Annotated in this window: 11 protein-coding genes; 4 read left to right on the forward strand and 7 right to left on the reverse strand. The window is 42.5% G+C overall.

Translation table 11 applies throughout. From position 1 onward, the window contains the following. The first annotated feature begins 97 nt into the window (after nucleotides 1–97). Nucleotides 98–517, forward strand: coding sequence for a calpastatin (locus A0256_13195; GenBank protein ID AMR32305.1), 420 nt, complete (start codon nucleotides 98–100; stop codon nucleotides 515–517). Nucleotides 518–542: 25 nt separating this feature from the next. On the opposite strand, the gene A0256_13200 is transcribed toward A0256_13195, so the two are convergent. The 3 genes from A0256_13200 to A0256_13210 form a co-directional block, all read right to left on the reverse strand. Continuing rightward, entirely contained in the window at nucleotides 543–1,316 is a 774-nt protein-coding gene (locus A0256_13200) for a hypothetical protein (GenBank protein ID AMR32306.1), read from the reverse strand. Between the two features lie 510 nt (nucleotides 1,317–1,826). Continuing rightward, nucleotides 1,827–2,237, reverse strand: a complete 411-nt coding sequence (locus tag A0256_13205) for a hypothetical protein (protein ID AMR32307.1) — start codon at nucleotides 2,235–2,237, stop codon at nucleotides 1,827–1,829. Between the two features lie 529 nt (nucleotides 2,238–2,766). Continuing rightward, entirely contained in the window at nucleotides 2,767–3,033 is a 267-nt protein-coding gene (locus A0256_13210; protein ID AMR32308.1) for a hypothetical protein, read from the reverse strand. Nucleotides 3,034–3,247: 214 nt separating this feature from the next. Between A0256_13210 and A0256_13215 the strand changes: the two genes are divergently transcribed. The 3 genes from A0256_13215 to A0256_13225 all read left to right on the forward strand — a co-directional run bounded on the left by A0256_13215 (nucleotide 3,248) and on the right by A0256_13225 (nucleotide 10,052). Then, nucleotides 3,248–4,108 (forward strand): hypothetical protein, encoded by an 861-nt coding sequence (locus tag A0256_13215; GenBank protein AMR32309.1) that lies wholly within the window; start codon nucleotides 3,248–3,250, stop codon nucleotides 4,106–4,108. A gap of 131 nt (nucleotides 4,109–4,239) precedes the next feature. Continuing rightward, nucleotides 4,240–8,976: a hypothetical protein gene (locus A0256_13220; GenBank protein ID AMR32310.1), complete on the forward strand. Its 4,737-nt coding sequence runs from the start codon at nucleotides 4,240–4,242 to the stop codon at nucleotides 8,974–8,976. Between the two features lie 2 nt (nucleotides 8,977–8,978). Continuing rightward, nucleotides 8,979–10,052 carry a hypothetical protein gene (locus A0256_13225; GenBank protein ID AMR32311.1) on the forward strand — a complete coding sequence of 358 codons (1,074 nt, stop codon included), beginning with the start codon at nucleotides 8,979–8,981 and terminating at the stop codon, nucleotides 10,050–10,052. Here A0256_13225 and A0256_13230 read toward each other — a convergent pair. The 4 genes from A0256_13230 to A0256_13245 form a co-directional block, all read right to left on the reverse strand. Continuing rightward, a complete protein-coding gene (locus A0256_13230; protein ID AMR32312.1) occupies nucleotides 10,049–10,552 on the reverse strand; it encodes a hypothetical protein in 504 nt (167 codons plus the stop codon). The two genes, A0256_13225 and A0256_13230, sit on opposite strands and share 4 nt — an antisense overlap. Nucleotides 10,553–10,557: 5 nt before the next feature. Beyond that, the gene (locus A0256_13235; GenBank protein ID AMR32313.1) at nucleotides 10,558–11,337 is read right to left on the reverse strand and encodes a hypothetical protein; all 780 of its coding nucleotides are present in this window, start codon (nucleotides 11,335–11,337) and stop codon (nucleotides 10,558–10,560) included. Beyond that, complete coding sequence (locus A0256_13240) at nucleotides 11,327–11,674, reverse strand: hypothetical protein (protein AMR32314.1); 348 nt, start codon at nucleotides 11,672–11,674, stop codon at nucleotides 11,327–11,329. The genes A0256_13235 and A0256_13240 overlap by 11 nt, the downstream gene beginning before the upstream one ends. Nucleotides 11,675–12,044: 370 nt before the next feature. Further along, nucleotides 12,045–12,902, reverse strand: a complete 858-nt coding sequence (locus A0256_13245; GenBank protein ID AMR32315.1) for a hypothetical protein — start codon at nucleotides 12,900–12,902, stop codon at nucleotides 12,045–12,047. Nucleotides 12,903–13,187 lie beyond the last annotated feature (285 nt).

A 13,187-nucleotide genomic window follows, 5' to 3' on the forward strand; every position in this document is an offset into this window, starting at 1 on the left:
GGAGTTGCATGGCTATCGAAAACAAAGGTGATACCATTGTTAACGGAATTAATCAGTCCCGCCCACATTTTGTTAATCTCAAAAAGGAAAAATTCAAATGAGTATCGATAACCTGACACGTTTTTTAGACGCCCAGCAACGGGATTACGGTACTGCCTTAAAGGAGATTAAATCCGGACATAAACGCAGCCATTGGATGTGGTATATTTTTCCGCAGATCGCTGGGCTGGGATTTAGTGAAATGGCTAAAAGATATGCCATTGACGATATGGCGGAAGCTAAAGCATACCTGACGCACCCGGTGCTTGGCAAACGTATAAAGGAAATTTCTGCTGCGTTATTAGGTTTGGACAGCCATAATGCGACTCAGGTAATGGGCAAGCCCGATGACCTGAAGCTGCGCTCAAGCATGACGCTTTTTGCATTGGTCGAGGGAACGGATTCTGTTTTCGACGCAGTGTTAAAAAAGTTCTTTGACGGTCAAAAAGATCCGGCCACTGTCCAACTGATATGTTAACGCGGCTAGAAATATTATAAAAACCTTACTCAAATAATTCCTGTCCTTGAGTGTAATAAGTTTTTCGTGAGGCTATTTTGGCCACAAGAATAGCCTCACCATTTGGTGTAATTTTGTGTTTGGGCAGGTGGACTTTTAGAAAATCCCGTTCCTTTTCAGTAATGGTATCAGGGAAGTTTTGGCGGATATGGGCTTCGGCTTCTGTCAAAACATCATTAATGGATTTCGTCAGCATCCTGATTTTCGGCTCAGGAATTTTTCCGGCTATAGAAAAAGGCGAGAGTTTTGCGGCGTAAAGGATCTCGTCTGTATAGGCATTACCTAACCCCTGCACCACCTTTCCCTCCTGTAAAACAGTTTTAATAGGTTTCATTATCCCCTTAAGCGCCTGATTCAGGTAGGCGTAATGCATATCCATAGCATCAGGGACTTTGGAAATTTCCGGATCAAGTGATAGGATAACCGCTTTTTGCCAATCAGTAACAGCCAGCCCGGTACCATCTGAAAACAGCAACTCAGCAATTGTAAACTTATTTTCGTTTTTGCCTTCGTACCATAGCATAGATCCATATAGCATCAACTGCAGGCTTAGAACATGGTGATTCGCAAATTTAAAATATATTTGCTTGCCTATCCGGTTGATAGCAATTAGTTTATGCTTTTCAAGCGCGTCTTTAAATGCAGCTTCTGGTAATTTTAGCCTCCGAGGGACAAGAATGCTGATGTCGGTTAATGTTTTACCGACCAAACGGTCAGCAAGGTTAGTGCAAAATATATTCAGATCGGGTATTTCAGGCATATTTTATCGTTAATAGTAGTTTCTATTCTTAAAGCGATCCCGTTATTGTTTCAAAGGCATGACCTAGCTAAACTTCTACATTCGGTTGCAATGGCTAATCCAAACCCGGTAACGGATAACTTCTCATCCATCAGCACAGAATTTAACATTGAAAACGAGAATTTGTGCTAAAGTACTTTCCCAAATCTAATTGTACAGAATTTAATTCGAATAAGTTCAAGAGTGCTTAGCGTATGTTGGCGATGATTTATTTTTAAATACATTTTTGAAAGGCGGACATCGGCAAGAACATACGTGTCACGGTGCCCCCAGGTATATATAAACGACATTAAATAGGGAAATAAGATTAATATTAATTCATCCCCCAAAACGCTTCTTTTATTAGCTAACTTGACGAATGGTTAATCAATTAGTCCGTGATCAGTTTCATAATAAATGCCGAATTTTAATATTTTTCACCATCTGATGCAAATGGCTTTTGAGGCATTTATATTGCTCCCCAACTGTTTGTTAGTCCAATAGCAGAAACTTACGCTTATTCCATAGTCTATAGAAAGCTTTGCCATCTGAGAAACGATAGAAACGTGTTGATCGGATGTGTCCTGATTGCGGAACCATCAGTGTAACACAATGACCTGTAGGCAGATTTATTATTTGATGGATATCGGTTGCATTGACGAAATGTGATGTACCTGGTTCGCGCTCAACGTCGTTAATCAACACTTTACCAAATTTAAGAGTATAAATGCGTTCGGTATAGCCGCCGCTTAAAATATGGGTTACAAAATCAAAAGGATGATCGTGCGGATCACCCATATCTGGGGCAGTAAATTCATTCAGGGAAGCCGCAAAAGGTAACCCATCGATGTGAAATTTCTTAAATACGCGTGATAGTTTTTCCGGTCTTATGGATAGTTTCATTTATTATTGATTGATTTCTTACATCAGTAACACATGAAAAGTTAAATTAGTTTATTGAGCGACCGCGTCAAGAGGGATCAAGCAGAATTCCCCTATGAGAATACTGCTTGATCTGTTAGAGATACTACCTTTTTCCTGTTCAGACCTGCTAATATCTATGCCTAATCTTTTTATCCCCCAACTTTTAAGAGTGATCCCAACTTTTTAGACTGATCCAAAATAAACCCCGAACCGGTATGGCAAAGAAAAAGCCCTTTAATTTTTCAATTAAAGGGCCCAAATCACTTTTTTAATGCTTTCTGCGGAGAGTTAGGGTTCAGAACCATGTGCCTCTACGCTTTACTGAAGCTGTTTTTGGCTATTTTTTCGAAACTACGCTACGAATGACGCAGTTTCTATTGTTTTGCCTTATGGCGGAGAGCTAGGGTTCAGAACCGTCTCTCTTATATCCTTATTATCAGTATTTTACATTTTAAAAAGTTCCTTACTCTACGAATGACGCAAATAGCAAGTTTACTCTAATTGTTAATCAAATATACAAAAAATTATTTCGTTCAAGTTGTTCCTGTTTAAAATTATGCTCAATAATAAAAAGTAGTGTTGAAGACAAATTGTGATTATATTGTAATGTCCTTGTTGGTAATGAACCGCTGCCAAAAAGTAATAATCGATTACCGTTTTCCAACTTTGTTTTCAATAATTTCATATCCTTATTGATTTTCACATGAAGGACTTTTGCATAATACTGTGTTCGTTTTAGTGACTTGTGCCTCAGCATTTTTGATACTGTTTCCATCGACACGCCATAGGTAAGTGTGATGGAAGTAGTAACAAGTATGTTTTGCAGTATGGAAGCTTAACTTTATATATATACCAGTCACATCTGCTATCTCCTTCAAATAAGAATTCATATTCTGAATTGTTAAGATGGAAAACGCATTAAACCAATAACTTGTCTTATATGACATTATCGCCAATTGCCTTATATTAGCAGCTTAACCTAAGTTATCATGAGAGAAATGACCATCGCAGCTGTTCAGCATGCGATCAATTTACTGGAAGCGATTGATCCGTTGGAAGAATTGGCCTATGAGCGTGCATTTCTGGCTTATATGACCGTTCCCAAACTTCCAGTAGTTATTTATAATATTGTTGAACAAGTAGAGGTATTTCGGGCGAGAACGCATTTTGACGACATCTTTTTTAACGATATCAAAGATATTTCACTGGCACCACATTGTGCTATCACAAAGTTTGCTCGTTGTAACCGGCCCTATCAATCGCGCTTTTACGGGGCCAGCAACCGACCGACCGCCTATATGGAACTCGCTAGTTACTGGGCGGACGAGAAGGCTGTCGACGAAAATTTATTTGTAACCATTGGACGATGGTTGGTTAAAAAGCCTTTTTCTGCGTTAGTCATCAGTACACCTGATCCCGAGAACCGCATAAGTGAATATGATAAGATCCATGGGGCGGCGATTGATGAATTAATCAACGAACAGCAGGGAGAAGAGAGAGAAGCTACTGTCTTAATGTATCGCTACCTCTTCGACAAGTTCCGCAAGCCGGCAAAGAAAGATCTCCTAACCTATATCATAACAACAGCCTATTGTAATGTGGCTTTGTCAACCATTCCTAATCCCGATGATATAGATGCTATCTTTTATCCGAGCGTTCCTTATGGCGGCAAAGGCGTCAACTTTGCATTCAATAATCGCTTTGTTCAAAACAATAATATTGAACTGCTCGATGCGCTTCGGGATGAGTTCAAGGTATATATGAATGAAGAAAATAAAAAATCATTTCAACAGGTAGGGCAGGTACAGGCAAACGAGATAGTTTCAAACCAAAATCGAATCCAATGGTAAGGATGATACATGTATGGATTTGAAATCTCACATTATTATGCAGCGCTTAGTTATCCTATTAACCGGTTAAGTCATATTCCCTTTCTTTTTGATAAAGTTATTGTTAAGTTTCCGCCTTTAAACGGATTTATATGTTGCCTAAACACGATTCATTTTTAACAAAAATTGCGGTTTGCATTCAACACCCTAATAATAACCAAACGATTGGGAGTGGGGTAGTTTACAATCACAAAATCCTTGGCGATAAGCTCTACATTCTATCCGCAGCTCATTGTTTTTTTAACGATGGCGATCAGTTTCAGGAGCCGGTTGACACGGTAAACCTGTTGTTTTTTAATGCCAATACGAATAATTATGAGACGGTAGCACATCAGGTGGATTTCAATCTAGTATCAACAGACATTGACAAGGATGTAGCTGTAATCGTGATTAGCAGACAAGTGGTGGAATCTCTTACAGGAACATTCCCAATGATCGAAGCCGTACAGGAACGGCATTCCATAACACACTTCGTTGGTAAAGGATTTCCAAGTGCCACGATGGGAGGGGAATTGGTAGCAATAGAGCCTAAATGGATGCAGGAAATCCCTACTATCAATAAGTTTCAGTTACATCTAAGTCAGGACTTTAGTTCAGCAGAATCAGCCAGGTCTCAGGTCGATGGGTTTTCGGGCAGTGGTTTGTTTCTGATTGGTGCTGGCAGCATCTATTTATACGGCATTTTTACCCGTTTTCTAGAAGCCGGAAAGCTTATCTACGGTCAATACCTGGCCACTATCAATGAATTATTAAAAGCGAACTTTCTCCCCACAATAACCTTTACTTTTTTCGGCAGCAATGGTTTAACTCCAAATTTCTTCAAAACAACGGCTGTGAAGTCTGTGGATAACCTTGGCCCGCGGTTTAATGAAGAGTTGAACCTTCGCCTGCCAATTGCGCTCAAGTTCAATGACCTGGCGAAAGATGGCGTTTTTAAACAGCGTTTTCTAAAATCTATCGATCAATATTTAACCGCTAATAATTACAGTTCGAGAGAGCATCAGGGATTGGAAGCACTGGAAGATTCATATGACGATCTGAAAAAATATGTGAACGACTGGTATTCCTCTGTTGATTGGTCGCCGGAGGGTATCATCGACCGGACCCGGCTGTACGAATTGATCGAGGAGTTTAATGCCGCTGCCAATGAGGTATCTGATGCCTTATATGCAAAAAGAAGTGAAATAATGAGGCTGGACAAAGGTGAAAACAAAAATTACAGCTACAATCCGCCCTTATCAGGCGAACTAAGCCGCGTTCGGGAAATGCAGCGTAACAACCGGGAACTAATTAATAATCTGGAAGAATTGGAAATTGATTTATCCAATAGTCCGATTATGTTTTTGAAAGGAGAAGCGGGTTCCGGAAAATCCCATTTGTTTGGCGATGTTGTTTCACTTCGGAATGAAAATGGGCAGCCTGCCTTACTGTTGCTAGGACAGCTATTCAAAAAAGAGCAAACGATCTGGCAAAACATCCTAAGTCAGTTGGATTTACCTTGCACCAAAGATGAGTTTTTAAGTTCCTTAGATGCCATAGGCAGACAAACCGGCTCAAGAGTACTTTTAATGATCGATGCGATAAATGAGGGAGCGGGGAAAGATCTCTGGTTTGACGCCCTGCCCGGATTTATCCATGATTTTAAGGCACATAGATATGTGGGCCTTGCGTTGAGCATCCGCAGCACCTACTGGAATACCGTGGTGCCCAAGAACGTCCAGAGCGATCAGGCGATAACCAAACTTACGCATGAGGGTTTTAGTGGTAACGAGTACAAAGCCTTACAATTGTTCTGCGCGCACTATGGTATCCGGCAGCCCAACTTTCCGATCCTGGCTCCCGAATATACAAGTCCTTTATTTTTGCAGCTCATTTGCCAGGGAATAAAAGCATCTGGCAAAAATGTGTTTCCGGCCGGTTTCCAGGGTATATCAAAGATTTTCATCTTCTATACCAGCGCGGTGGCTGCCCGTCTGGCCGCACGACGAGATATTTATAAAATGAGGCAAGCCGTGATCAAGTCTGCATTGGAGGTCTTTGCTTCGGCTGCATTCGAAAAGGACGGCGGACGTTCGTTGACAGTTGATGAGGCCCTGGCATTATTTGACGAACACTACACCAAATATCCGGCTTTATTAAGCGACCTGATAGAAGAAGGCGTTTTTATTAAAGGAATCAGGACCAGCTATGACGATAATGTAGATGATTGGGAAATCATTTATTTCGCTTACGAACGGTTTGGCGATTTTTACATGGCAGGCCAGCTGCTAGCCCCGTTCCAAACGCAAACTGAAGTAAAGAACGCATTCGATAGGGGCGAAACGCTGGGTGAGATGGCTGGGGATATGTACCGTTATAATACGGGAATCCTTGAAGCATTCGCTGTTTTGCTGCCGGAAAAGTTCCAGCTGGAAATCGTAGAAGTTTTTCATTGGTTGTTTGAAGAGGAATCGGACGACATCGATAATACCAAGGACTGGCTCAACCAATGGATGATCAATAGCCTCAAATGGCGCGATACGTCCAGTATAGACAACGAGAAGCTGACGCAATGGATCAGGTCATCCGGACACTTCTTCATGGATATCAATAATTACCTGTACTTCCTGGTAGAAATGTGCGCGGTCGGGAACCATCCGTTTAACGGGGATCGTTTGCATAGGTTCCTTTCCAATTACACGATGGCGGAGCGCGATGGCTTTTGGCAGCGCCATATTCAAGGCTATCACGGACGTGACGACAGCGAAATGGCATTTCCGATCACCCGGCTCATTGATTGGGCCTGGCAGGAAGATATTTCGGTTTTGACGGACCGGGAAACCGCGCGCCTGGCAGGGCAAACACTCGCCTGGATATTATGCACGACGAACAGGGGGCTGCGGGATCAGACCACTAAAGCAATGGTTAATCTGCTTCAGGATCAGCCCGGAGTCCTTATCGCGATCTTAGACGCATTTAAGGACACCGATGATATGTACATCGCGGAACGTTTGTATGCGGTTGCCTATGGCTGTATATTGAGATCTTCCGACAACAAAACGCTGGAAACACTGGCCAAAGCGATATACCAGCGTATTTTTGAAAATAGGAACCCGCCTGAGCATATCTTGTTACGGGATTATGCCCGATGCAGTATCGAATACGCTTTCTCAAAAGGGCTTGTTATTGACATTGACATGAATACAGTTCGTCCGCCCTATCAAAGCATCCTTCCCGACTCGTTTCCGACCGAAGAGCAGGTCAAAAAACATGAGCTTGATTATAATGATCCGGATTACCGGAAAAAGAACGGTTCTGCCACCCACCAGATTTTACGTTCCGTTCTGACCTGGGACTTTTCCCGCTATACCATTGATAGCGCACTTCATCACTTGTCGCCCCTGAGATTTACCTTTAAGGATGAATTAGACGTTTGGCTGAATAAGCTTCCGCGTGGGAGCAAGGCTGAACTTACGCGCTTGGAAAAGTACCTTGAAATGCGGGACACCTTTAAAACCCGGGGGACACGTATGGACCGTATTTGGACCAAGGAAGACGCCGATAAATTCAGGGAAACCATTGAAAAGTTTTACACCGAGATTGATGAACGCGTAAGATCACGAATGTACCCGGAACAACTGACTTTTTTTGATGAACAGGTGATGCCTTATTTTCTATTGAAACTGCAACTTAAAAAGAAGGAAAACGTAGGCCTGGATCACAATGGCATCAAGCAGTGGATCGTTCAGCGCGTATTTGATTTGGGTTACAACGGCGAAATCCATGGAGATTATGATTCTTCACAGCGCGACTACTATGACCGTTCTTCATCGAGAGTAGAACGGATCGGCAAAAAATACCAATGGATCGCGTTTCACCAGATGATGGCCATACTTACCGATAATTACAAAATACAGGAACGCTGGTCTGACCGAAAAGCCCAGCATTACCAGGGCCCCTGGGAAATGATGCTGCGGGATGTCGATCCTTCCTTTACGACAAGAGAGGAGCGGGATAAATATCCCAAAGATGATTTCGGCGTTGTCGACCATAAAGGCGAATGGTGGTCAATGGGAAAATATGACTATTGGCACCGGATACCGGCCGATTGGGCAAATACAACCGCGGATATGCCCAATCCTGCAAAATGTATTCAGAAGACCGATGAAAAAGGAAAGGAGTGGTTGTACCTGAATATGTCCTATAACTGGAAAGAACCAAAACTTGTCGGTCGTGACCGCTGGGACGAAGGCCGGAAGGAAATCTGGTATATGTTCCAGGCTTATTTTATCCCAAAAGCCAAAGCACCTGCCATAAAGGACTGGTTAAGGCAACAAAACTTTTTCGGTCGCTGGCTGCCGGAAAATCATTCCGTGACCGATCTGCTGGCCCGCGAAAACTATTGGGCACCTATCAGTAAGGACCAGCAACGGCAGACCTCGACCTGGCAAACCCTGCAATATTCAAATCACAAAGTCATGCTGGCCACCGCTACGGCCATAGGTGAAATGAGTGAAGATAAATCCGGCGCGCACTTTCAATATCTGATGCCGGCCAGGAAGTTGTTTGATGTGCTGGGGCTGCGTTATGCAAGAAAGGATGGGGAATTTGTAAATCCGGCAGGAGAAATAGTGGTGACAAACGTGAGTCCGAATGGCGCAATGATCAGAAAAGACGAACTGCAATCCTTTCTGGAAACTCAAAATATGGAAGTCATTTGGCTGCTTTTAGGCGAAAAGAACTCATTTAACAGAAATAATGAAGACGACGATTTCCGCAAAGCCATGAGCGGTGTATACAGTTTAGCCGAGGAGGAAATAAGCGGCTCCATGAACGTAACTGATTGGTAAATATGGAAATCTGTTTTTATAGAGCCGAGTGCGGTGATGCGGCCAGCCTGCGGTATGCGGACAAGGACGGTAAAATTTATAACGTATTGATCGATTCGGGTTACGAAAGAACTTATCGGGATATCCTCAGCTCAAAAATCAAAGACATACAAAGCCGTAAGGAGCAAATCGATCTTTGGGTCATTTCCCATATTCACAGCGATCATATTGGCGGCGTGATCAATTATATTGCTGCCATCAACAAAGGCCTTCAACCTGATTTGGTAGCACAATGGTTATACAACCCGCGCCGGCATGATGCCAGGCCATTGCTGACTAAACAAACCAGCACAGCCGCCAGTATCGGGCAAGGTGACAACCTCACAAAATATTTGAATGGCGTCGACAAATACCCTGAAAGCGAATATACCAGCGAAATGCCCGCTATAACCCTTGGCAATCTGACGCTAACACTACTTTCACCCGGTCGCTTACAACTTGAAAACCTGCATACTAAATACAAATTACCTGATACGCCCCTGGAAAAAATTGAAAATGATCTTGTCAGCGAAGCAAAAGGCGTCAAAAAAAGAGATCACCACATCAAAGTCGATGACTTCGATCTCCGTAAATGGAAGCAGGATGACAATGTAGACAACGGCAGCAGCATCAGCTTTATTTCTCATTACAATGGCAATAATATCCTTTGGCTTGCTGATGCTCATCCAAACGTGGTGGCCCAAAGCCTGAAAAACTTGGGTTACTCCATCACCAATCCATTAAGCTGTACCCACGTCAAAGTAGCCCACCACGGCAGTTCCGGAAATAACAGCGATGAACTATACAGCCTGATCAGGTGCCACAGCTATCTTTTCAGCGTAAACGGTGACAATAAAGACCGGTTGCCGAACAAGGAAAGCCTGGTCAGAATACTCAAGCACCCCAACCGGGACATTCGGGTAAAATATACTTTTTATTTTACCTACGACGATAGCATCCTGCGATCGATATTTTCGGTAGATACGGATTCGGTCTTTGAAAAACTCAATTTTGAGGTGCAATATGGTTCGGGAAATTTCTTAGCGTTCTCTATTTAATCGTTATTGATATTTTTAAGTTGCGCGACAATCTTATCCACCGCGTCTGCGAATGCTACTTTGTTGACGCGGTCTTTATTGAAGTTTGTAAAATCGGCTGAGTTGATCCGGCGTATCTCTTCAATATTAAGCCAATATTCTTCCATTTTGTCCACCGGCCTGATCTGGTCTTTCTGAACAGTAAATAGGTAATCATCGATATGTACCGGAAAAATAATATTTTCCCATAATTCGGCTTGCTTGCGACGACCTTCGCTCAGTTCGAACTGGCAGGCCTCACTCCGGATAGAATTAGCCGAGGCGATAAAGATGATTCGATCATTTGCGCGGACACCCGAACGCATGATGTCTTTCAGGGTTTCACCGGGTGGCGCATCCTTGACCCAAAAGAAGGTGCGGATACCACGTTTGGTAAATTCATCGTCCAGACGCTTGGCAAACCGTTTGTCCTTAAAACTGAAGGATATAAAAACTTTCTGATACTCGGTTTTGGTGGTCATCGCAGCTATGGTTTTTTTAATGCTGGTATCGTGGATGTTAAATAGTCCGCCAGGATCTGCCGGGGCAGATCGTCACTTTTCAGAAAGGTCTGAAAGTCAGCAGATGCTTTCGATTCATATTTCAGTTCCTTTGATTTTACAAACGAGTCCTTTGCCAGCCTGCAATCAAAAAAAGAAACACTGGCGAGAATGCAATTAAAAAACTGGCTGTTCCTGAAATCTACATTACTAAAGCCAGTCAGGTCAAGCGTTGAATCGACAAAGGCAATATCCGGGTATTCTTCATCGACCTTGTCACTTTCATGGTAATAATTGATCCCCTGAAACTGCACTTCCTGCAAATTGCAATTCGTAAACCAGACATTTTCCATGAAGAAAATCCCGTTAGCGTAAAACATTTCAAAGCTGCATTCATTAAAAAAGGCATTTCGAATCCAGCCTTCATCTAACTGAACACCTTTAAACCAGCATTTGTTAAATTCATTGTTATCCCAATGGTCTTCGATATGGGAAAAACGGGAGTCGATAAAGGTAGTAATGTTGAACTTGCAATTTTCAAACAGGCAAAAAAAACCGCTCACATTTTCAAACCTGCAGTCAATAAACTTACAGCCTTTAAAAACCACGGAATATTTGCCCCGAAAGGTGGTGTTCCTGAATACTTTATCCCGGACGCGCCAGCCGTAATTTAAGTCGGCTCCCTTACCATCAACCCGTTTTGGGAAAGCTTCGATCAGGTAGCCCAGCAACGCCTTTGAACCATCAAATACCGTGTTATTGTCCATTATCGCCAAGCCTAATTTGATGTTCTTCTACCGCTTTGTCAAATAGAAAACGCAAGTTTTGATAAAATTCATAAGGCATGGTCATTGCTTGCTTTTTGCCTTTGATATGGCTGAACATCTCATAGGTGTTGATCGTTAATACCTTTCCGTCGCTGGAGTACTCAAACTTATTTTTTCGGGTATAATACTCCAGCCGCTCGACCCATACCTCATCCACCTGCAGCCGCAATTCTTCAACTGTCGGAAATTTGTCAGTGTATTCCTGCATAAAAGACAATAGATCGGCCGTGTAAGCAGGATCTTTAAGATAACCTTCCGTTTGATATTTGAAATCCATAAAACAAATATAGCTCATAAAAAACATTCTCTCGAAGAGGGTGGCCTCGGCCCCTCATCCCAATCATTTCGCAGTTGACAGAGTGGGATAGAGTGTATTTTGAGTTAGTAGCCGTTTGTTGAGCGTTCTCTTTTAAAAGCTTTTACTATGCCCAAATATATATATATATGACAATAGGCTAAATAATGAATTCTTAGAGAAAAAGTTCATGAGAGGGAGAGATTCGAGCCATAGTTCTTATGTTCTTATTGTCAGTATGTTAGGTGTGTCGATGTTATTTACTCTACGAATGGCGCAATTCAATTGAATGATATTTTGCCTCCGGATTTAGCCCACTCATCAACGCCACCAAGTAAGGGTCTTATTCGTTTTAATCCTGACCTGCGCAGTTTCTGAGCATATCTTGCTGCCGTGAGTCGTTGGGACAGGAGCAATAGACAATTATCTCATCGTGGGCCGAATAAAGTTTAGCGATCTCACTGAAATTATTTTCGCTGATGGGTATAGAACCGGGAATGAACCCGTTTCTTGTCCGTTGATCTTCGGAACGCGCGTCAAATATTACAGGGCCTGATTTGTCACGTATTAATTCGTGCAGGTCATTAACAGTCACACGGTCAGTTTTAAATTGCCTGATAAGGAGGTACCGCTGCAACCATTTGGCAAAAAGGTAGATGCAAAATGAAATAATAACGATCAAAACACCAAGTTTGCCATATTCGGTAAGTGTGGCAATTAAGCTGCCGATCTCATGGTGAAATAAGACACCGAGACTGACAGCCGCGATGCTGTAAAAGGCCGCGGCAATCAAAGAGTAAGCTATGAATGAAAATATCGGCATGGCGTAAACACCAGCTATTACGGGGGCTAATGTAGAAAGGCCCGGAATGAATTTTACGACCGTTAGCGCAGGCGGGCCGTAACGTTCAAAAATATCTCCGCTGCTCTTTACGCAGGAGTCAGGCGATAGCGATATCCTGCACAATTTTCCCAGAACACCTGTCCCTAGTTTTTTACCGGCGAAGTATAAAATAATGTCACCGATTAAAGATCCGAAAGTCGCGGTCAGCACGAGTGAAATTACATCGAAACTATTGGCAGGGGTGACGGCTGCAGTAACAATAACGATAGCAAATGCAGGTAGTGGTAAGCCGATGCTCTGAATCAGCGTAATAAGAAAAATTATCCAAAGCCCGTAAGCTTGCACCAATTCAATTAATGTATTCATTAATAATAGCTGACATGACGCTAAATTACCGAATTTGATTATCATAGTGCTTTCAACCTGGTAATTTTACTTAAATATGCCTTTAAGGAATGCCCGCAGTAAATAAGTGATCAGATCACATCTTAAAATAACAAAATGAAGAAATTATAATACCGTTCCTATTATGTTTGCTACCATCGCTCATCAAAACGCACGATCAGTCACGCCAGCAGCAGTCAGCAAGCTGCTTCCTAAAGATTATGAAGTGCTGAACATTACCAGCAGAGACCTAAATTTGGACGCTTA

It is taken from the genome of Mucilaginibacter sp. PAMC 26640 (genome assembly GCA_001596135.1).
GTDB lineage: Bacteria > Bacteroidota > Bacteroidia > Sphingobacteriales > Sphingobacteriaceae > Mucilaginibacter.

Bases quoted from the DNA above. Each gene is read 5' to 3' on its own strand.
- A0256_13215 (AMR32309.1), top strand. From the start codon at position 3,248: ATGAGAGAAATGACCATCGCAGCTGTTCAGCATGCGATCAATTTACTG.
- A0256_13245 (AMR32315.1), bottom strand. From the start codon at position 12,902: ATGAATACATTAATTGAATTGGTGCAAGCTTACGGGCTTTGGATAATT.
- A0256_13240 (AMR32314.1), bottom strand. From the start codon at position 11,674: ATGGATTTCAAATATCAAACGGAAGGTTATCTTAAAGATCCTGCTTAC.
- A0256_13230 (AMR32312.1), bottom strand. From the start codon at position 10,552: ATGACCACCAAAACCGAGTATCAGAAAGTTTTTATATCCTTCAGTTTT.
- A0256_13220 (AMR32310.1), top strand. From the start codon at position 4,240: ATGTTGCCTAAACACGATTCATTTTTAACAAAAATTGCGGTTTGCATT.
- A0256_13235 (AMR32313.1), bottom strand. From the start codon at position 11,337: ATGGACAATAACACGGTATTTGATGGTTCAAAGGCGTTGCTGGGCTAC.
- A0256_13210 (AMR32308.1), bottom strand. From the start codon at position 3,033: ATGGAAACAGTATCAAAAATGCTGAGGCACAAGTCACTAAAACGAACA.
- A0256_13195 (AMR32305.1), top strand. From the start codon at position 98: ATGAGTATCGATAACCTGACACGTTTTTTAGACGCCCAGCAACGGGAT.
- A0256_13200 (AMR32306.1), bottom strand. From the start codon at position 1,316: ATGCCTGAAATACCCGATCTGAATATATTTTGCACTAACCTTGCTGAC.
- A0256_13225 (AMR32311.1), top strand. From the start codon at position 8,979: ATGGAAATCTGTTTTTATAGAGCCGAGTGCGGTGATGCGGCCAGCCTG.
- A0256_13205 (AMR32307.1), bottom strand. From the start codon at position 2,237: ATGAAACTATCCATAAGACCGGAAAAACTATCACGCGTATTTAAGAAA.